The organism is Natronobacterium texcoconense (assembly GCF_900104065.1).
GTDB classification, from domain to species: Archaea; Halobacteriota; Halobacteria; order Halobacteriales; family Natrialbaceae; genus Natronobacterium; species Natronobacterium texcoconense.
The window spans coordinates 400,658-418,899 of sequence record NZ_FNLC01000002.1; the positions used below are offsets into that span (position 1 = coordinate 400,658).

Below are 18,242 nucleotides of genomic sequence, written 5' to 3' on the forward strand. Positions count from 1 at the left end.
CTGGCCGCCGATTCAGGGACTGGGTGCTGCCTTCTGGAGAACCGTCTCGGCAACGTTACCACCGTAGTCACCGCTCCGGGAGAGCGAATCGAGGATCAGGCCGAGCGACTGGGCCTGGACGGAGTCGAGGTCCCGAAGCATGTCGTCGATACGCCGCGTGTGTTCGTCGATCTCGAGCACCGACTCGAGTGCGTCGTGACCCAGTTCCGTCGCCTCGTCGCTGTCCTCGGCGAACAGCGCGTCCATCGACTTCTCGATGATGTCGGCGGTATCCGCGTGCAGTTCGAGCAGTGCCTCCGCGACGCCCTCGGGAACGTCCTCGAGTTTGAGCGCGAGCTTGCTGATCTTGACCGCGTGGTCGGCGACCCGCTCGAGCTGGCGTGCACTCGAGTGGTAGTCGAAACAGTCCTCGCGGGAGACGCCGAGTTCCTCGGCAGCACCGGGCGATCGGAGCGTTGCCCGGAAAATTCGTGAGACGACCAGCCAGAGCCGGTCGACGTCGTCGTCGCGTTCGATCACGTCGTAGGCGACGTCGTCGTCGTTCTCGACTAACGCCGTCATCGCGTCCTCGAGCATCGAGGTCGCGATCAGCCGCATCCGGGTGACGGCGTTGACGATCGACAGCTCCGAGGAGTCGAGCAGATCCTGGACGACGACGCAGTCAGTCGTCTCCTCGACAACCTCGACGCCGATCAACCCCTGTATCGCAGAGCGGATCGCCCGCCGCTGCTCGGTCGTGATTCGGCCGGCCTCGAGGCGGATAACGTCGAATCCGCTGACGTACATCGTCAGCACCGCCCGCGTAAGTCGCTCGTCCTCGAGCGTCGAGATCTCGAGTGTTCCTTCCTGGTGTTCGGTATCGCTCCGAGGCGTGACGAGCAGCGTATCGTCCTCGGAGTAAATTTCGACGGTGTCGCCGCTGGTTACCTCGTTTTCCGTCGCCCAGTCCTTGGGGAGTGAGACGGTGTACGTCGAGCCACCCGTTACCTGGACCTTTCGGGTCTCCATGTGGCGCGCTTTTCGCGGATAGAATATAAATCCCCACACATCTATAGAGGATTGGCGAATGGCTCGATTAGTGCCTCATGAAGCACCTAAGGACTTGGTTTGGAGTTTGGGGAAGAACGTACTAATACTGTCTCAGAAATAGGCCTCTGTATAAATATGTAGGAATATGTAGTCGGGAATTCTGGACGAGACAGACTGCCTTCGACGAGCAGTATAACTGCGGACACGTTCGGCGATAAGAGCGTATTCGACACGAATTCGAACGTGAGGTGGATTCTATCGCGAGCCAAGATATCGACGACAGTGATCGCTCACTCATCGGCCAGAATATCCGTTCTGATACCTGAGGCCCCCAAATTGCCCAGTTGCGGCACACTACGTACCAATATGTAGGGATCTATCGAGATACTCGAATAGATATATAGGTATTAGCATCTTCTTTATAGGAACCGGGGCAGGTTTGACGTGATGACGGACAACACGTCCGCAAATGGTAGCAAGGGGGTTGCATCGAGACGGAAGTTCCTCGCTGGCGCTGGCTCGGCAGGGATCATCGCGGTTGCAGGCTGCAGCGCGATGGGTGGTGACGGAGACGGCCTCTCCGGAACGATCGACGCCTCGGGTTCGAACACAGTCGCACCGATCACCTCGTGGGCCGGTGAACAGTTCGAAAACGAGTTTCCGGATGTCCTCGTAGACGTCGCGCCGGAGGGTACTGGTGCCGGTTTTCAAGAGTTCTGTCGTGCCAACTCTGACGTCCAGAGCGCGAGCCGAATGATCACGGAGGAGGAAGTCGATCTCTGTGACGACAACGACGTTAACTACGGTTTCCTCGAGGTCGGCCTCGACGGACTCTCGGTCGTCAAGAATTCCGAGAACGACTGGGTCGACAACATTACGCTCCAGGAACTCCAGACCGTCTGGGAGTTCGAAGCGACCGACGAAGTCACCCTCTGGAGCGACGTTCGCGACGAGTGGCCCGACGAAGAGATGCAACTACACGCCTGTGATAGTGCGTCCGGGACGTTCGATTACTTCACTCGCGAGATCAACGGTGAGATCGGCAACGTCCGCGACGACTACTCCGCGACCAGCCAGACCAACGAGATCATGGCCGCAGTCGCCGACAACGAACACGGCTTCGGCTGGGGTGGTCTCGGGTACCTGCGCGATATCGAAGACGATCAGCCCATCGAGGCCGTTCCGGTCGAGAGCGACGTCGACGGCGACTTCTACCTCCCGACCCAAGAAAACATCGAGGAGGGGCTGTACTCGCCGCTCGCTCGCCCGCTGTTCGCGTTCGTGAACATCGCGAGTCTCGAAGAGCGAACGGACCTCATCGGCTCGTTCGCGCGGTTCTACACTAACGACGCCCAGCAGTTCGCCCGTGACGAGGGCTTCTACGCTGCCCCCGACGCAGTTACCGAGGAGAACCACGAGAAGATCGACGACTGGCTCGATCAAGTCGGTGCGTCGCCTGACGACCTCACCGTCCAGCGCGAATAAGCCCCGACAACGCAATGAGTACCGAACTACACAACAGGTCAGGTCCCGGCATCAGCGGCGATGGGGCTGCCGAAGCGGACAACGCGGCCGACCGTCGAGCCCGGCGCGTCCTGTTCGGCTGTGCCGCAATTACGGTCCTGACTACGCTCACAATTTTTTTCGTATTGATCGACAACGCGGCGAGTTACTTCTTCGGTGCACGGTTCACCGAGATGTTGCTCGGCGCGGGCGTCGAACGAACGGTGACGTTCACCGAATTCTTCACCGGCACGCGGTGGGCACCCGACCACGCGACGCCTGCTCACGGGGTCCTCCCGATCGTCTTCGGAACCCTTGCGATTACGGTCGGTGCAGCGTTCGTCTCAGTTCCGATCGGGACGGCAACCGCGATCTACCTTTCGGAGTATGCTTCCGAGGGTGTCCGTTCGAAGCTCAAACCGACGCTCGAGGTTCTTGCCGGGATTCCGACGATCGTCTACGGCTACTTCGCGATTTCCTTTATCAACCCGGTCTTTGTCGCACCGATCGCCGAGATGCTGTTTGGCATCAACATGGGTCGATACAGTCTGCTCTCTGGGATGTTGGTCGTCGGCATCATGACAATTCCGATGGTTTCGTCGATCAGCGAGGACGCGATGTCGGCCGTCCCGGACGACCTCAGAAACGGTGCGTACGCCCTCGGAGCGACGAAGTTCGATGTCTCGACGCGAATCGTCGTTCCGGCGTCGGTTTCGGGAATCTTCGCATCGTACATCCTCGCCGTCTCCCGGGCGATCGGTGAGACGATGGCGGTCGCTCTCGCGGCCGGGATGCAACCCCAGATCACGGCCAACCCGTTCGCCGAAATCATGACGATGACGGCGTACATGGTAAAGATGGCACGCGGGACGACCGCGGTCGGAACCGTCGAGTACCAGTCGCTGTTCGCCGTCGGCCTACTGTTGTTCGTCATGACGCTCACGATGAATCTGCTCAACGACTGGTTCAAACGCCGCTTCCAGGAGGAATACCGATGAGTACCGAGACGGACCACGACCTGTTCGGCGATATCGACCTCGGGTGGGAACACCGGAAGAATCGACTCTTCCTCGGGATCATCGTCACGGCATCGATGTTCGGCGTCGTTATGCTGGCGCTGCTGTTGTTCGACGTCGCCGCCGACTTCTACGTCGGGCTGACCGAGTACAACATTAGCTTGGTCGAGTTTTTCACTCGAGACGGCTCTCGGCGCGAGGAGCTGTCCGGTTTCAGAGGCGCGATCGTGGCGTCGATCATGCTGATGATCCTGGTCACGGTCCTGTCGTTTTTCGTCGGCGTCGGCTCTGCGATCTATCTCGAGGAGTACGCGCCGGACAACCACGTTACGCGACTCATCGAGGCGAACCTCGCGAACCTCGCAGGTGTGCCCTCGATCGTCTACGGGCTGCTCGGACTGGCGGCGTTCGTCAACGGGATCGGAATGGGACCGATCCTGCTGGCCGGTGCGATCGCACTCGGACTGCTCGTAATGCCGATCATCATCGTCTCGTCGCAGGAGGCGTTGCGTTCGGTTCCCGACGGCGTCCGAAACGGCTCCTACGCGACCGGCGCGACGAAATGGCAGACGATCCGTCGCGTTGTGCTCCCGGCGGCGATGCCGGGCATTATGACCGGAACGATTCTGGCACTTGCGCGTGCGATCGGCGAAACGGCCCCGCTGATCATGGTCGGAGCGATCTTCGTCAACCGGATGCCGCTCGGACCGTTCGACCGGTTCAGCGCGATGCCTACCCAGATCTACAACTGGGCGAACGAACCGAGTCAACACTTCATCCACCTCGCTGCGGTCGGGATCGTGGTACTGCTCTCGTTCCTGTTCGTGATGAATGCAGTCGCGATCTACATCCGGCACAAGTACGAGACGGAGGTCTAACATGGCAACACAAGAGAACGAGAACTCGCTGATCACAACTGAAGTACAGACCGAGAACACGGGACGATCCGATCGTTCACACGAGACCGTCCTCGAGGCCCAGAGCCTCGACGTCTACTACGGCGACGATCGAGCGCTGTCGGACGTCTCGATCGAGATTCCCGAACACGAAGTGACCGCGATCATCGGCCCGTCGGGCTGTGGGAAATCGACGTTCCTGCGCTCGATCAATCGGATGAACGACCAGATCGACGTCTGTCGCGTCGACGGCGAACTCCACTTCCGCGGGAAGAACGTCTACGACGCCGACGTCGATCCGGTCGCCTTGCGTCGGAAAGTCGGTCAGGTCTTCCAGAAGCCCAACCCGTTCCCCAAGTCGATCTACGACAACGTCGCCTACGGGCTCCGCGTCCAGGGGAAAGCCGACGACGTCGATCTCGACGATGCCGTCGAACGTGCCCTACGAGGGGCGGCGCTGTGGGACGAAGTCCACGACAAACTCGATAGCTCCGGGCTCGACCTCTCGGGCGGCCAGCAACAGCGGCTCTGTATCGCCCGCGCGATCGCGACCGATCCCGAGGTCATCCTGATGGACGAACCGACCTCGGCGCTCGATCCCGTCGCAGCCTCGAAGATCGAAGATCTCATCGACGACCTCGTCGAGGACTATACGGTCGTCATCGTCACCCACAACATGCAGCAGGCGGCCCGTATCTCCGACAAGACTGCCGTCTTCCTCACCGGTGGCGAACTCGTCGAGTTCGACGACACTGCAACGATCTTCGAGAATCCCGAAGACGACCGTGTCGAGGACTACATTACCGGAAAATTCGGATAACCATGTCACGACAAGAGTACCAACAACAGCTCGATACGTTGCGCGAGGACGTCCTCGAGATGAGCGATATCGTCTGCAGTCGCCTCCGGAAGGCACTCGAAGCACTCGAGACGAAAGACGAAGCCCTCGCCGAGGAGGTGATCACCGGCGATCACGAGATCAACGAACTGTACCTCGAACTCGAAGGCGACTGTATCGACCTGCTGGCGCTCCAGCAGCCGGTAGCTGGCGACCTCCGGTTTGTTGCCGCCTCGTTCAAGATCATCACCGATCTCGAGCGGATCGCCGACCTCGCGACGAATCTGGGCGAGTACACCAAACGAGCGGATCGGGACCGCTATCCCGACATCGACATCCGTCACATCGGGACGGAAACCGTCGAGATGCTGGAAGCAGCGATGGCCGCGTACGCGAGCGACGACGCCGACGCGACGTACGACATCGCCGCGATGGACGAACGGGTAGATCACCTCTGTGAACAGGCGAGCGAGGTCGTCGTCAGGGACCTGCTCGAGACCGACATCGGCGACGACTCGCTGCTCGAGGACGTCGAGCGGATGCTGTTGACGATCCGCGATCTCGAGCGCATCGGTGACCACGCGGTCAACGTCGCCGCGCGAACGCTGTACATGGTCGAGAACGACGACGAGTTGATCTACTGATTCGTGACGGTTAGGCGTCGATCGCCTCGATCACCGTCTCGTCTAGCTGTTTCGCGTCGGTGAACACCCGCCGGCTGAGCAAGAGCGTGTTCGCGACGACCGTCAGACCGCCGGCGGCGAAGATCATCAGCATGATCACGAACTGGTACTGTGCCGCGTAGATCGGGTTCGCGCCGGCGATGATCATCCCCGCCATCAGCCCGGGGATCTTGACGATTCCGAGGCTCTTGATGGCGTCGAGCGTCGGGATCAGCGCGGCGTAGACGCTCGTCGATACGTACTCGGTGATGGCCTCGTCGGGCGATGCGCCGACGCTCAACAGCGCCTCGATCTCGTTGCGGTTGGACGCGATCTCGCCGGTAAATCGATCGAGCGCGAGGGAGTTCGTCTGCATCGCGTTCGCGATAATCATACTCCCGATGACGACGAGATCTCGCATCGTCGTCTCGATTGCGCCCGCGAACGTCATCGCGACAATGGTCAGACCGGCTCCGAATCCGATCGAGACGATCGAGGTCCTGAACACGCCCGGCAGCGCCGTCCCCCGCTTGTAGGAGATCCACGCCGCGACGACGATCATGAACGCGAGGACGACGCCGGCCCACGCGACGTGTGCTGCGAGCAGTATGTCGATGACCGCGCCGGCCGCAACCACCTGTATCAGGCCGCGAACGGCGGTCGTGACGACCTCCCGTTCGAATCCCAGCTGTCGGAGGTAGACGACGCCGAGGACGAGCACCGTCAGGACGGCGGCGATAGCGATCTGGACGAATCCCGTGACGACGACCGATTCCGTCGCGTACTCGAGGAAGGTCTCGAGCGCGGCGTCCGTCATGCGATCACCTCCTCGGGCGTCCCCTCGGCGACGACCGCGCCACCGTCGAACTCGGCGACGCGGTCACCGAGTCGCTCGGCCTGTGAGGTGTCGTGGGTGACGAGGACGCAGGTCAGGTTGTCGGTCTGTATGAGTTCCTCGAGGAGCCGTTCGATTTTCGACTCCGTCTCCGTATCCAGGTGGGAGGTCGGCTCGTCGAGCAACAGCACCTCGGGATCGACGTAGAGCGTCCGCGCGATAGCGACCCGCTGTCGCTCGCCACCCGAGAGGTCGTCGACGCTCCGGTCCTCGTACCCCGGTAATTGCAGTCGCTCGAGCAGACGCCGCACCCGTTCGTCGTCGATCGGTTCGTCACGGATTCGGTCGCCGACGCCGACGTTCTCCCGGACGGTCCCGGGGCGAAGCGCCGGGTCCTGCGGGACGAACCCGACCCGCTGGCGTAGCTCCTGAGGTTCGATCTCGCGGTAGTCGGTGCCCTCGAGATAGACCGTCCCGTCGGTGGGCTCGTCGAGACGGTTGAGCAGCCGCAGGAACGACGACTTCCCGGCCCCCGACGATCCGATGACGGCGAGGACGTTCGATTCGTGAACGGAGAGCGAGACGGCGTCGACGATCCGCTCGCCGTCGACGACCCGCGTCAGAGAGTCGGTTTCGAGCTTCGCGACCATCCTATCGGACGTTCTCGCTCGTGCTCAATAGCCACGCGGGCCAGCACCTGCTCGGACCCGAAGGGCGTTCCCGCCGATCGCGAACGGAGAAGAGAGCCGAAAACGGCGACGGACGAACCAGGAACCGATCCCCCGACTGCCCTCTTACTTGAGCCGCTCCTGCAGGAACGACGGATGTGCAGCGGTGACGCCTTCGATCTCGAGTAGCTCTTCGGAGATGAACTCGCCGAGTTCGTCGCCGTCGGCGGCGCGCACTTCGGCCATCAGCATGTGGTCGCCGCTCGAGCTATACAGCGCTTCGATCTCCTCGAGGGCTTTCAGCGCCTTCGTCGCCTCGACGTAGCGTTCGCTGGCGACGTCGAGGCCGACCAGCGCGATCGTCTGGCTCGAGAGTTTCTTGGGGTCGATTTCGGCGGAGTAGCCGACGATGACGCCCTCTTCCTCTAGTTGGTTGATGTACTTGCGAACCGTTGGTTTCGAGACGTCCGCCCGTTCCGCGATCTCGGCGTACGACGCCTGTGCATCCTCTTCGAGTACTTCGAGGATGCGATCTTCCGTCGCCTGGGTACTCATGAGAGAGTGTTTTGCTCCGACGGGAAAATATCTTTTGTATACGAAAAGGTCGGATCTGCTATCGGTAGGTCGGTGTTCGAGTAAGTGCTGAACCACCGCTCGAGCGGCTATCGTCGGACTTATTCGCGTTCCCTGCCCACCCTCGAGGAGGAGATGGTCGATCCGAACTACATCAGCGGTGCCGTCTGGCTTCTCTGTGGACTCGCAATTCTGTATCTCGGCTACCTCATCGCCATCCGCGGGCGAGCGGATCTACACCAGAATTACGACGACGAGAGTCCGGTCGACCCCGCCTACGTCTCGCGGTGGGCCGGTGGAACAGCACTTTTGATGGGGGTGCTCGTGGTCGTCTACGCGATCAGAGAGATGCTCTACGGCTTTCAGCCGTACGCACTCGGCGCGCTCGTGGTCACGCTACTGGTCCTGAGCTACGTGACGAAACTGTTCGCTCGCGGCTACGGCTACCGCGGCTGATCCCCGGACTCTCGAGTCGTCGCCCTTATGCCTCGGCCGGCCGAACGACGCCCAATGGCAGAGCCCCGCGTCCCGGGTTCCGATCCCGAGCGACACCTCGAGTTACCCTGCGGGCAGACGATCGACCCTCACGACATCGACCTCGGCATGCGCGAGTACTCCTGTTCCTGCGGGGAGTCTCACGCGGTCGTTACCGACGCCCACCCGCCCTCGCGGTTCTTCCCGGAGTCGCTGGTCGCCGTCCTCCGGGAGACGATCGAGACCGACGACGAGTTCGACCAGTTCGGCACGCCACACCTGATGGGCGTCGCTCTGGAAGAGTTCCCCGAGAAAGTCGCCACGTACGACGCCAGCGACGACGGCGCAGTCGGCTACGCAATGGTGTGGCTCTTCGACTTCGACTCCCGACGACTCCACGAGGTCGTCGTCGAACTCGTCGTCGAACTGATGGAACACGCGATCAGCCACGCCGACGACGATTCCGCGATCAGCGAGTTCGAATCCCAGATGCTCGAGTTCGACGTCAGCGAGTTCGTCGAACAGTACCGGGCCCAGCGGGATTTCGACGGTGCAGGCGACCGACCCGTCTGAGATTCTTCTTCACCAGTCCGTCAGGTCGACGGTCGTCGAGTACGTCTTACCGAAGACGTGATGTTCGGTCACGGAAACGCGTCGAAGGTCGTCGGGGGCCGTCGCCTCGACGCGATACCCCGTCGCGACGAGGTCGTCCGTACAACTGAACCGCCACCGCGAGTCGTCGGCAGCGACCACGAGCAGATCCAGTCGATGCTGTGAACGTTCGTAGTTCGCGTGTGCCAGGTCGACCGTGCCACATCTGCTCGAGCCGTACTGGATCGTTCCGCGAGCAGTGACGGTATCGTCGTCGACGGTGACCTCCGGTGGGTCGTCGACGCTCACCTGTCCGTCGACCGTTTCGAACTCCGTATCGAGTCCGAGTCCGGGTATTCGGTCGAGGCAGCCGGCGAGTCCCGTCAGTGCCACGCCAGCGCCGGCCATCATCGTTCGGCGTTTCATAGTCTTCAGTTATCGAATGCGAGCAAGTGTCTTCGGCCGGGTCAAAGCGCCGTTTGAGTTCTCGGCCGCGGTCCACCGGTCCGTGCCGTCACGTGACCAGAGCTATGTCGATCGAGTAACAACTGGCGAGACGATGCCACTCGATCCGACTCGGATCGTGCTGACGGTCTCTGTCCTCGTCGCACTGGGGTTCGGCTGGTACTACGGGGGCCGAAAACGCTGGCGGGCGCTGGTCGCGGACCGATTTCTCTACGGCGTCCCCTGGGGAACGCTGGTCACCGTTGCAGTCGTCGTCGCGTTCTACGCGCTGGCACAGGGCGGGATCGTTCGCTGGCACGACCCACTGACGCTGCCGTTTATCACCTGGTCGTACTTCTACCCGACCGGACTGCTCACCGCAGGAGTCGCTCACGGCTCGCCACAGCACCTGGCGTCGAACATGGCGGGAACGCTGGCGTTCGCACCGATCGCGGAGTACGCCTGGAGTCACTACCCGCCCTCGAGCGGGCGCTCCCGGACACGGTCCGACGACGGCCTGCTCTCGAGGCCCTGGATCCGTGCGGTCGTCGTCTTCCCAGCGGCGTTGCTCGGTATCGCCGTCCTGACGGCGGTACTCGCGCTGGGGCCGGGACTCGGGTTCTCCGGGGCCGTCTTCGCTATCGCCGGCTTCGCGGTCGTGAACTACCCCGTCACGACCGTCGTCGCCGTCGTCGCCGCGAGCGCGATCCAGACGCTGTTCGACGCGCTCGGCCAGCCAGTCGTTCGCGAGACGCTCGAGGCGGGAGCACCTGGCCCGCCGGCGTGGGCCGGGGTCGGGTTCCAGGCGCACTTGCTCGGGTTCCTGCTGGGGGCGATCCTCGGGATCTTGCTGTTGCGCCGTCGAGAACGACGGCCGTCCGTCGGTCGGATCTTCGTCGGGGTCGTGCTGTTCGGGATGGCACAGTCATTGTGGCTGCTCGTCGTCCCCGGTGACGAGGTCTACGCCCTCTATCAGGGAGTTGGCGTCGTCATGGTGCTCGGTATCGCGGCGGTGACGGCGGTCGCCGTCGCGGGGAGCGAAGGCCCGCTGCCGCGACCGCTCGCCGTGCTGGGACTCCCTTGGGTCCCCTCACGTCGACAGCTCGCGATCGGTTGGCTGCTCGTGCTCACACTCGGATTCCTCGCGGGCGTCGCGGGAGCCGTCTTCGAGGAGCAACCGCTCGCACCAGCGGTACTCGGACTGGCGCTGGTCGCCGTCCTGCTCGCAGTGCCGGCGTTGCCGCCGGTCGTCCCCGACCGCTGGTTCCCGACGCCAGTCTCTCGGCGCGGCACCGCGGTCGCCTGTCTGCTGGTGCTGGTGGTGCTCGTGGCGCTCCCGAGCGTGCCGTTCAACCTCCTCGTGGTCGGCGACGATACCGTTCCAGGCAGCGGCGAAGTCGACGTCGGCGGTTACGCCGTCACCTACGAGCAAAACGCCACGACCGGACAGTCGCTGATCGCCAGTCCGGGAGCCGAGCCGGAAAACGAGACGCTCGAGACCACCCACAACGGCGTCATCGTCGTCAACGAGGATCGCGAGATCTGGACCGTCGGGACACAGAACTACACCCTCGAGCACGAGGGCAACGCCTCGGTCGTCGTCGGCGGTCTCGGGTGGCACGAAACCGTCGAGGTCACTCGGACCGGCTGGGAGGTACTGGGTAACGAGACGGCATACGGCGTCGACCTCGAGGTCGACGGCGAGACGACGCGGTCGTTCGCGTCCGAGCCGATCCGGGCCAACGCTCAGATCGACGGCCACGAAGTCGGCGTCGCACCGGCGGACGACGCCGACGAGCCGTTCGAACTCCAGGTCGAGCGCGACGGAAGCGACGTCGACACGACCGAGATCCCGTCGGTCAACGAGACGACGACGGCCGGCGACCTCGAGTTCGCGGTCGAGGAATCGGACGGTGCCCTCGAGTTGATCGCGTCGGCGGACGACACCGCCGTGTTGATCGCCGAGCGAGAGACCGACGGGTAGCTGTCGTCTTCGACCGTTGAGATCAGTTTGTCCGGAATTGGTCGACCTCGAGAGACCGTTCGCCGACGACGAAGATTCGAATTTCGAAAAGCCATTTCGAGATTCGTACTGTATCGTGGGGCTTATTACGATGTGCGAACTCCGGATGAACAAGACCAATGAGCACGGAGACCGACGACGCTGCAGGGGACGGACGCAAGATCCTGCTTATCGGCAGCGGACCGATTCAGATCGGACAGGCTGCCGAATTCGACTACTCGGGTGCACAGGCGTGTCGCGCGCTCCAGGAGGAGGGCGCGGAGGTCGTCCTCGTCAACTCCAATCCGGCGACGATCATGACGGATCCGGAGATGGCAGACGAAGTCTACATCGAACCCATCACGACCGACGCCATCGCCGAGATCATCCGGAAGGAGAACCCCGACGGCGTCATCGCCGGTCTGGGCGGCCAGACGGGATTGAACGTCACGGCGGAACTCGCCGAGGAGGGCGTTCTCGACGAGTACGACGTCGAGATCATGGGGACGCCGCTCGATACGATCTACGCGACCGAGGACCGCGACCTCTTCCGCCAGCGTATGGAGAAGATCGGCCAGCCGGTTCCGGGATCGACGACCATCTCGCTCGAGGAGGGCGAGTCGGTCTCCGAACTGACCGAAGAGGACCTCAGAGAGCGCGTCGAGGAAGCCGTCGAGGAAGTCGGCGGACTCCCCGTCATCGCCCGCACGACGTACACGCTCGGTGGTTCCGGATCGGGCGTCGTCCACGATTTCGACGAACTCCTCCAGCGCGTCCGGAAGGGCCTGCGTCTCTCTCGTAACAGCGAGGTGCTCATCACCGAGTCTATCGCTGGCTGGGTCGAATACGAGTACGAGGTCATGCGCGACGCCGACGACTCGTGTATCATCATCTGTAACATGGAGAACATCGACCCGATGGGCATCCACACCGGGGAGTCGACGGTCGTCACGCCCTCGCAGATCGTCCCCGACGAGGGCCACCAGGAGATGCGTACGGCAGCGCTCGACGTCATCCGCGAACTCGGCATCCAGGGTGGCTGTAACATCCAGTTCGCCTGGCACGACGACGGCACGCCGGGCGGCGAGTACCGCGTCGTCGAGGTCAACCCCCGCGTCTCCCGCTCCTCCGCGCTCGCCTCGAAAGCGACCGGCTACCCGATCGCTCGCGTGACCGCGAAAGTCGCGCTCGGCAAGCGCCTCCACGAGATCGAAAACGAAATCACGGGCGAGACGACCGCTGCCTTCGAGCCAGCGATCGACTACGTCGTCACGAAGGTTCCGCGCTGGCCCAAGGACAAGTTCGACGACGTCGACTTCGAACTCACCACGGCGATGAAATCGACCGGCGAGGCGATGGCCATCGGCCGCACCTTCGAGGAATCCCTCCTGAAAGCCCTCCGATCGTCGGAGTACGAACCCGACGTCGACTGGGACGACGTGAGCGACGAGGAACTCGAGGAACGCTACCTCGAGCGTCCATCCCCCGACCGTCCGTACGCGATGTTCGAGGCCTTCGAGCGCGGCTACACGGTCGATGAAGTCGTCGAACTCACCGGCATCTTCGAGTGGTATACCGAACGTTACAAGCTCATCGCGGAGTCGACCCGTGCCGCACAGGAAGGCGACTTCGCGGAGGCTGCGATCGCCGGACACACGAACGCGACGATCGCTGCGACCGCGGGAGCCGACGTCGGCACGGTCGAACAGGAGGTTCCCGACCGCACGTACAAGCAGGTCGACACCTGCGCCGGCGAGTTCGAGGCCGAGACGCCGTACTACTACTCGGCGCGCAAGAACGAGTTCGAATCCGATCCGCTCGACGACGACGGCGTCGCGGGCGAACTCGAGGTCGACCCCGATCTCGAGAGCGTCATCGTCGTCGGCGGCGGCCCGATCCGTATCGGACAGGGTGTCGAGTTCGACTACTGTTCGGTCCACGCGGTCCGTGCCCTGCGCGACCTGGGAATCGACGCCCACGTCGTCAACAACAACCCCGAGACGGTCTCGACGGACTACGACACCTCGGACGGCCTGTTCTTCGAGCCGATCACCGCCGAGGAGGTCGCCGACGTCGCCGAAGCTACGGGCGCGGACGGCGTGATGGTCCAGTTCGGCGGCCAGACGTCGGTCAACGTCGGCGAGCCTCTCGAGGAGGAACTCGCCCGGCGCGGCCTCGACTGCGAGGTCATGGGAACGAGCGTCGAGGCGATGGACTTAGCGGAGGACCGCGACCGGTTCAACGCCCTGATGGACGAACTCGAGATCGCACAGCCCGACGGTGGCACCGCCTTCTCGAAGGAGGAGGCGCTGGAACTCGCCCACGACATCGGCTACCCCGTGCTCGTCCGTCCCTCCTACGTGCTCGGCGGCCGCGCGATGGATGTCGTCTACGACGACGAGGAACTCGAGACCTACATCGAGGAAGCCGTCCGCGTCTCCCCGGACAAGCCGATCCTCGTGGACGACTTCCTCGAGGACGCGATCGAACTCGACGTCGACGCCGTCGCCGACGGCCGCGACGTCCTGATCGGTGGCATCATGGAACACGTCGAAACGGCGGGCGTCCACTCCGGCGACTCCGCGTGTATGATCCCGCCGCGCTCGCTCGACGAGGACACCCTAGAGCGCGTCCGCGAGGTCACCGAGGACATCGCCGAGGCGCTGAAGACGAAGGGACTGTTGAACGTCCAGCTTGCCGTCCGTGACGGCGAGGTGTACGTCCTCGAGGCCAACCCGCGTTCCTCGCGTACCGTTCCGTTCGTCTCGAAGGCGACCGGCGTTCCGATCGCCAAACTCGCGGCGAAAGTCATGGCCGGCGAGACCCTGAGCAGTCTCGAGGCCGAGGAACAGATCCCGGAACACACCTCGATCAAGGAGGTCGTCCTGCCGTTCGACCGCCTGCCGGGTTCGGATCCACGTCTCGGCCCCGAGATGAAATCGACGGGCGAAGTGATGGGCACGGCAAGCGACTTCGGGACGGCCTACTGGAAGGCTCAACAGGCCGCCCACAACGCGGTGGACGAGGGTACGGCGGTCGTCGACCTCGACGTCGACGGCTTCGACGAGCACTTCGACGTCGCGGACTTCGACGACGTCCCGCAAGCGATCCGCGAGGGCGAAGTCGACTTCGTCGTCAGCCGCGACCGCGACTCCCTCGAGATGGCCGTCGAAGAGGAGATTCCGTACCTCTCGACGGAAGCGAGCGCGGAAGCATACGTCGAGGCGCTCGAGAGTTTCGATGGTGATCTCGAGGTCGACACCGTCAGCGATCGTCCGAAACACGTCGCGAAGTGGGGGCTCGAGGAGTAGCGTCGGTCGATTCGTTTTGAGAAGCGAGGGATTTTCGAGGGGCGCGATCGTGATTCACGCGCCATCCCGCCTACCGCTCCGACGGAAACCGGAAGAACGTGAGTCCGAAGACGGCAACGGCGGTCAACAGTAATCCGATTCCGAGGACCGACGAAGTTCTCGCCGGAAGAGACGCGACGGCAAGCGTCAGAAAAACGGCGAACCCGGCGACGAGTCCCGTCGTCGCAGCGTTTGCAAACTCGAGTTCGGCTGTTTCAGTGTGGTTGTCGATCTGCTCGCCGAGCGAAATCCCGCGCTCGGCGGTATCCCAGGCGACGAGTAACAGTGAGACGGCACAGATTGACCGCCAGAGTGGCGGGTTCGCGATCACCGTGTTCGCGACGATCCCCAGGAACACTAGTGTCATCCCCGTGAGCATGAGTCCGCGGAGCCACCGAACGTACGTCGGGAAGAGGGCAAACGCCACGGAGACGAGACCAACGCTACAGAGCAGGATCGGAACGAGTCCCAGTGGTGACGGAGCAAGGACGAACGCGCCGACACACGCGGTGACGACGACTGCGAGTCCGATTCCCGCGAGTATCCGTCCGCTGACCCGGACGCCGCGGCGTCGAAGCGCCGTACCGCCGACGAAGAGCGCGAGTCCCGCCGTAAGAACGAGCAGTGGGGCAATCTGGAACGACCCCGTGAGACCGGCGAAGCACCCTGTGACGGCAGTGGCGAGCGAGAGATACCCGCTCGCCGCCGTCGGAGAGCCGCTCCCGGGACTGCTCGGAAGCGACGTCACGGTCGGATCCCCCGTTGGATCGCCATCTCGAGCGAGCGGTCAGGCCGCCAGTCGATCACGTCAGTTCCGGATCTGCGGAGCGAGCCGATCCGATTGTCGCGCTGAAGGCGTGCCAGTTCGGTTCCGAGCGACCGGTCCGTCGTTACGTCGGGCGATAGCACCGCCACCGAACACCCCGCCGACTCGAGCGTTCGCGTCGCGTCGATCGGATCGTCGTCAAGGAGCGGGGAGAAGAGGACGACGTCGGCCTTGCGTGCGAGCCGTCCCCCGACCGTTCGAACCTGCTCGTCGAACGGGGCGGCTTCCGACCGACGATTCGACGACGGTGGATCGACCGGGACGATCCCATCGGTCTCGAGTTCGAGCGCGCGTCGAACAGTCGCGACGTGGTGTGCGCTGCCTGGTGGAATCCACTCGAATTTCGGCCCCAGGACCGCCGCACCGATCGGTTCGTCCCGTTTTTCGATCGCGTCGATCACCGCACGGGCGGCCGCGACCTCGCAGGCCACCGCGTGTGGTTCGTCGGAACCGGCTGCGTGGTAGGACTGCGTTCGCGCGTCCAGACAGAGGACGATCGAGCGCGATCGTTCGTCGCGGAACCGCACCGTCGAGAGGGTTCCGGATCGGGCGTACCGGTTCCAGTCGATCCGGTTGACCGGATCACCTCGTCGATACTCCCGCACCGCGGCAAACTCGAGGCCATCGTCGGTCTCGATGGGGGTACTCGATCCGTGTCGACGCCGCATCGCCCGGTCGGTCGGAAGCGTCCGGACGGTCGGCTGGCACGCCAGCACCGTCTCGGTCTCGAGGGAATCTGCAACCTCGGTCCCGCCGGCGAGGTCTCGAACGAGAACGGACGCCGGTTCGAACCGGTGAACGCCGTGGGTCGCGACCACGGTGTACGAGAACGTCGTCTCCTCGTCGGGGCCGAGTACCGCCGTGTGTCGAGCGGATCCGTCTTCCACGGAGAGCAGTCGGGGAACGCCATCCACGACGCGAAGATCGAAAACCGGCCGTCGACCGGCGTTTCGAACCGTTGTCGTGACCTCGACCGTCTCTCCGTGTGCGGGGTGGTCCGCGGAGACCGTTCGCTCGATCTCGAGGGTCGTTCCGGACTTCGGCGCGAGGTGACCGTACGCCGCGAACACGAACGCGGGAACTGCCAACAGGAGCGTCGTCGGTTCCTCGAAGAAGACGCCCACACCGGCCGCGAACAACCCGGCAACGAGAGGGACGTTCCACCGAACGGTGCGTCGTAGCGTCACCGATCGTTCACCTCCTGTTCGGCAAGCACCAGTACCGCCTGCACCGTTCGTCGCAGCCGTCGAGTGAACCGAAGCCGATCGATCGCCAACTCGAGACGGGTTCCCTCCCGATCCGGATCGGCTCGGACGAACTTGGCTGCGATCGGATCGTTCGTCCACGTTCCGTTCTCGAGCATTGCTTCGGCTGTTGCCTGGTCACAGTCGGACCTGTGGACGAGCGTTCGAACGATGGTTTCGCGCAGTTGCTCTCGAAGTCGACGGCGACGGCTTTGCGGCAGCGACACCGGCCAGCGACGATCGACGATTCGTTCGACATCGCGTCCCGGAACCGGTGTCGTCGGAACCTGTTCGGGGACGGTCGGTTCGGTCTCCGACGGGTCCTGCAGGGACCAGACACCGAGCGGAACCAGTGAAAACGCAAGCAGGAAAAACAGCGTGAAGGTCGCGGCAAGGAAGTGCTCGCCAGTCCACGGCCACTGAATCGCCGCAGCCGCGGTCGAGCTCACTACGAGAGCGAGCCCTGCGGCGAACGACAGGAGTCCTCCCGCAACGAGCGTCGTTCGAACGATAGCAATCGACCGCATCAGTCCTCACGGGATTCGTCCGCGTCAGTTTCGGCTCGATTTCGAGACGGCGATTCCTGGCGGTCCGGTCCGTACCGTGTTTCCCTGAACCGCCGCGTGACGGTCTCGACGTACGACTCGTTGTATCCGTCGTCGACGGCTGCGGTCGCCCACTCCGCTGGCGTCCGAGATCGGGGACGGCTCGCGTCGATCCCCTCGATCATCTCGAGCCACTCCCGACCGACGTCGTCCGGCGCGGTTTCGGGGGGCCAGGGATCGGACGCCGTCTCGCTTCCCGTCGGTTCTCGAACCCACCACCGGGGATTCACTACGGCGTTCGCAGACATGAGCGTCAACGACTGGAGTCGGCGTCGAGAGAACACGCCAGCGGCAACCACGAGAAGGACGACGAGACCGAGAAGAGCGACGAGATACGCGGCGTTTACGACGGCGACAAACACTTCGAGAGCCGATCCGGGTGCGGAAGCGGGCGTAGCTGGCTCGAGGTCGATCCCGAACACGCCAAGCACTGCGTCGAGAACGACCATCAACGCGGCGAGGAGTGATAGTCCCGACCCGTCGCCGTGTTCTCCCTCCAGGCCCGGTGCCGGGGACGACGATATCGACGCCGTCTCGAGTGCCGTCGCCGAGAGGCCAAGCGCGACGGCGGCGAGAAGCGCCGATCCAGCGACGACGGTTCGTTCGAACCGCATTTCATTCGATGGTTTCGTGGCAACACACAAAAATGTGCTCACGGCGACCGAGTGTGTTCGCTCGGCAGGGAC

General features: G+C 63.4%; 18 protein-coding genes. 9 read left to right on the forward strand and 9 right to left on the reverse strand.

What is annotated here, in order from left to right:
* Positions 1-12: 12 nt before the first annotated feature.
* A complete protein-coding gene (locus tag BLR35_RS09380; protein ID WP_090380866.1) occupies positions 13-1,008 on the reverse strand; it encodes a phosphate uptake regulator PhoU in 996 nt (331 codons plus the stop codon).
* 468 nt (positions 1,009-1,476) lie between these two features.
* On the opposite strand from BLR35_RS09380, the gene BLR35_RS09385 reads away from it, so the two are divergent.
* From BLR35_RS09385 to phoU, 5 genes are read left to right on the forward strand one after another with little or no spacing between them, the layout of a single operon-like run.
* Positions 1,477-2,514 carry a PstS family phosphate ABC transporter substrate-binding protein gene (locus BLR35_RS09385; protein WP_090380875.1) on the forward strand — a complete coding sequence of 346 codons (1,038 nt, stop codon included), beginning with the start codon at positions 1,477-1,479 and terminating at the stop codon, positions 2,512-2,514.
* A gap of 14 nt (positions 2,515-2,528) precedes the next feature.
* Entirely contained in the window at positions 2,529-3,530 is a 1,002-nt protein-coding gene (gene pstC, locus BLR35_RS09390) for a phosphate ABC transporter permease subunit PstC (protein ID WP_090380877.1), read from the forward strand.
* Positions 3,527-4,426, forward strand: coding sequence for a phosphate ABC transporter permease PstA (gene pstA / locus BLR35_RS09395; protein WP_090380879.1), 900 nt, complete (start codon positions 3,527-3,529; stop codon positions 4,424-4,426). Before pstC ends, pstA begins: the two co-directional genes overlap by 4 nt.
* Before the next feature lies 1 nt (position 4,427).
* Complete coding sequence (gene pstB / locus BLR35_RS09400; protein ID WP_090380888.1) at positions 4,428-5,264, forward strand: phosphate ABC transporter ATP-binding protein PstB; 837 nt, start codon at positions 4,428-4,430, stop codon at positions 5,262-5,264.
* 2 nt (positions 5,265-5,266) lie between these two features.
* Positions 5,267-5,926 carry a phosphate signaling complex protein PhoU gene (gene phoU / locus BLR35_RS09405; protein WP_090380889.1) on the forward strand — a complete coding sequence of 220 codons (660 nt, stop codon included), beginning with the start codon at positions 5,267-5,269 and terminating at the stop codon, positions 5,924-5,926.
* Positions 5,927-5,936: 10 nt separating this feature from the next.
* Here phoU and BLR35_RS09410 read toward each other — a convergent pair whose 3' ends face one another.
* The 3 genes from BLR35_RS09410 to lrpA1 form a co-directional block, all read right to left on the reverse strand.
* Positions 5,937-6,761, reverse strand: coding sequence for an ABC transporter permease (locus BLR35_RS09410; RefSeq protein ID WP_090380890.1), 825 nt, complete (start codon positions 6,759-6,761; stop codon positions 5,937-5,939).
* Complete coding sequence (locus BLR35_RS09415) at positions 6,758-7,429, reverse strand: ABC transporter ATP-binding protein (RefSeq protein ID WP_090380891.1); 672 nt, start codon at positions 7,427-7,429, stop codon at positions 6,758-6,760. Before BLR35_RS09415 ends, BLR35_RS09410 begins: the two co-directional genes overlap by 4 nt.
* Positions 7,430-7,573: 144 nt before the next feature.
* On the reverse strand, positions 7,574-8,002 hold the full coding sequence (gene lrpA1, locus BLR35_RS09420; protein WP_090380893.1) for an HTH-type transcriptional regulator LrpA1: 429 nt from the start codon (positions 8,000-8,002) through the stop codon (positions 7,574-7,576).
* A gap of 153 nt (positions 8,003-8,155) precedes the next feature.
* Here lrpA1 and BLR35_RS09425 point away from each other — a divergent pair, with 153 nt between their 5' ends.
* Together BLR35_RS09425 and BLR35_RS09430 are read left to right on the forward strand one after the other, a co-directional pair.
* On the forward strand, positions 8,156-8,476 hold the full coding sequence (locus BLR35_RS09425; protein ID WP_090382904.1) for a hypothetical protein: 321 nt from the start codon (positions 8,156-8,158) through the stop codon (positions 8,474-8,476).
* A gap of 54 nt (positions 8,477-8,530) precedes the next feature.
* A complete protein-coding gene (locus BLR35_RS09430; protein ID WP_090380895.1) occupies positions 8,531-9,067 on the forward strand; it encodes a DUF5815 family protein in 537 nt (178 codons plus the stop codon).
* A 9-nt stretch (positions 9,068-9,076) separates the two neighbouring features.
* On the opposite strand, the gene BLR35_RS09435 is transcribed toward BLR35_RS09430, so the two are convergent.
* The gene (locus BLR35_RS09435; protein ID WP_090380898.1) at positions 9,077-9,511 is read right to left on the reverse strand and encodes a hypothetical protein; all 435 of its coding nucleotides are present in this window, start codon (positions 9,509-9,511) and stop codon (positions 9,077-9,079) included.
* Between the two features lie 133 nt (positions 9,512-9,644).
* Between BLR35_RS09435 and BLR35_RS09440 the strand changes: the two genes are divergently transcribed.
* Positions 9,645-11,513, forward strand: a complete 1,869-nt coding sequence (locus BLR35_RS09440) for a rhomboid family intramembrane serine protease (protein WP_090382907.1) — start codon at positions 9,645-9,647, stop codon at positions 11,511-11,513.
* A 158-nt stretch (positions 11,514-11,671) separates the two neighbouring features.
* Positions 11,672-14,842, forward strand: a complete 3,171-nt coding sequence (gene carB / locus BLR35_RS09445; protein WP_090380900.1) for a carbamoyl-phosphate synthase large subunit — start codon at positions 11,672-11,674, stop codon at positions 14,840-14,842.
* A gap of 70 nt (positions 14,843-14,912) precedes the next feature.
* Here carB and BLR35_RS09450 read toward each other — a convergent pair whose 3' ends face one another.
* The 4 genes from BLR35_RS09450 to BLR35_RS09465 are packed head-to-tail and all read right to left on the reverse strand — an operon-like array spanning position 14,913 to position 18,170.
* The gene (locus BLR35_RS09450) at positions 14,913-15,629 is read right to left on the reverse strand and encodes a DUF7519 family protein (RefSeq protein ID WP_244510215.1); all 717 of its coding nucleotides are present in this window, start codon (positions 15,627-15,629) and stop codon (positions 14,913-14,915) included.
* A complete protein-coding gene (locus tag BLR35_RS09455; RefSeq protein ID WP_090380902.1) occupies positions 15,626-16,894 on the reverse strand; it encodes a DUF58 domain-containing protein in 1,269 nt (422 codons plus the stop codon). Before BLR35_RS09455 ends, BLR35_RS09450 begins: the two co-directional genes overlap by 4 nt.
* Positions 16,891-17,478 carry a DUF7269 family protein gene (locus BLR35_RS09460; RefSeq protein ID WP_090380910.1) on the reverse strand — a complete coding sequence of 196 codons (588 nt, stop codon included), beginning with the start codon at positions 17,476-17,478 and terminating at the stop codon, positions 16,891-16,893. The genes BLR35_RS09455 and BLR35_RS09460 overlap by 4 nt, the downstream gene beginning before the upstream one ends.
* Positions 17,478-18,170 carry a DUF4129 domain-containing protein gene (locus BLR35_RS09465; RefSeq protein ID WP_244510216.1) on the reverse strand — a complete coding sequence of 231 codons (693 nt, stop codon included), beginning with the start codon at positions 18,168-18,170 and terminating at the stop codon, positions 17,478-17,480. Before BLR35_RS09465 ends, BLR35_RS09460 begins: the two co-directional genes overlap by 1 nt.
* Positions 18,171-18,242 lie beyond the last annotated feature (72 nt).

Coding starts and splice junctions, on each gene's coding strand:
- BLR35_RS09380 (WP_090380866.1), bottom strand. CDS start 1,008: ATGGAGACCCGAAAGGTCCAGGTAACGGGTGGCTCGACGTACACCGTC.
- BLR35_RS09385 (WP_090380875.1), top strand. CDS start 1,477: ATGACGGACAACACGTCCGCAAATGGTAGCAAGGGGGTTGCATCGAGA.
- pstC (WP_090380877.1), top strand. CDS start 2,529: ATGAGTACCGAACTACACAACAGGTCAGGTCCCGGCATCAGCGGCGAT.
- pstA (WP_090380879.1), top strand. CDS start 3,527: ATGAGTACCGAGACGGACCACGACCTGTTCGGCGATATCGACCTCGGG.
- pstB (WP_090380888.1), top strand. CDS start 4,428: ATGGCAACACAAGAGAACGAGAACTCGCTGATCACAACTGAAGTACAG.
- phoU (WP_090380889.1), top strand. CDS start 5,267: ATGTCACGACAAGAGTACCAACAACAGCTCGATACGTTGCGCGAGGAC.
- BLR35_RS09410 (WP_090380890.1), bottom strand. CDS start 6,761: ATGACGGACGCCGCGCTCGAGACCTTCCTCGAGTACGCGACGGAATCG.
- BLR35_RS09415 (WP_090380891.1), bottom strand. CDS start 7,429: ATGGTCGCGAAGCTCGAAACCGACTCTCTGACGCGGGTCGTCGACGGC.
- lrpA1 (WP_090380893.1), bottom strand. CDS start 8,002: ATGAGTACCCAGGCGACGGAAGATCGCATCCTCGAAGTACTCGAAGAG.
- BLR35_RS09425 (WP_090382904.1), top strand. CDS start 8,156: ATGGTCGATCCGAACTACATCAGCGGTGCCGTCTGGCTTCTCTGTGGA.
- BLR35_RS09430 (WP_090380895.1), top strand. CDS start 8,531: ATGGCAGAGCCCCGCGTCCCGGGTTCCGATCCCGAGCGACACCTCGAG.
- BLR35_RS09435 (WP_090380898.1), bottom strand. CDS start 9,511: ATGAAACGCCGAACGATGATGGCCGGCGCTGGCGTGGCACTGACGGGA.
- BLR35_RS09440 (WP_090382907.1), top strand. CDS start 9,645: ATGCCACTCGATCCGACTCGGATCGTGCTGACGGTCTCTGTCCTCGTC.
- carB (WP_090380900.1), top strand. CDS start 11,672: ATGAGCACGGAGACCGACGACGCTGCAGGGGACGGACGCAAGATCCTG.
- BLR35_RS09460 (WP_090380910.1), bottom strand. CDS start 17,478: ATGCGGTCGATTGCTATCGTTCGAACGACGCTCGTTGCGGGAGGACTC.
- BLR35_RS09465 (WP_244510216.1), bottom strand. CDS start 18,170: ATGCGGTTCGAACGAACCGTCGTCGCTGGATCGGCGCTTCTCGCCGCC.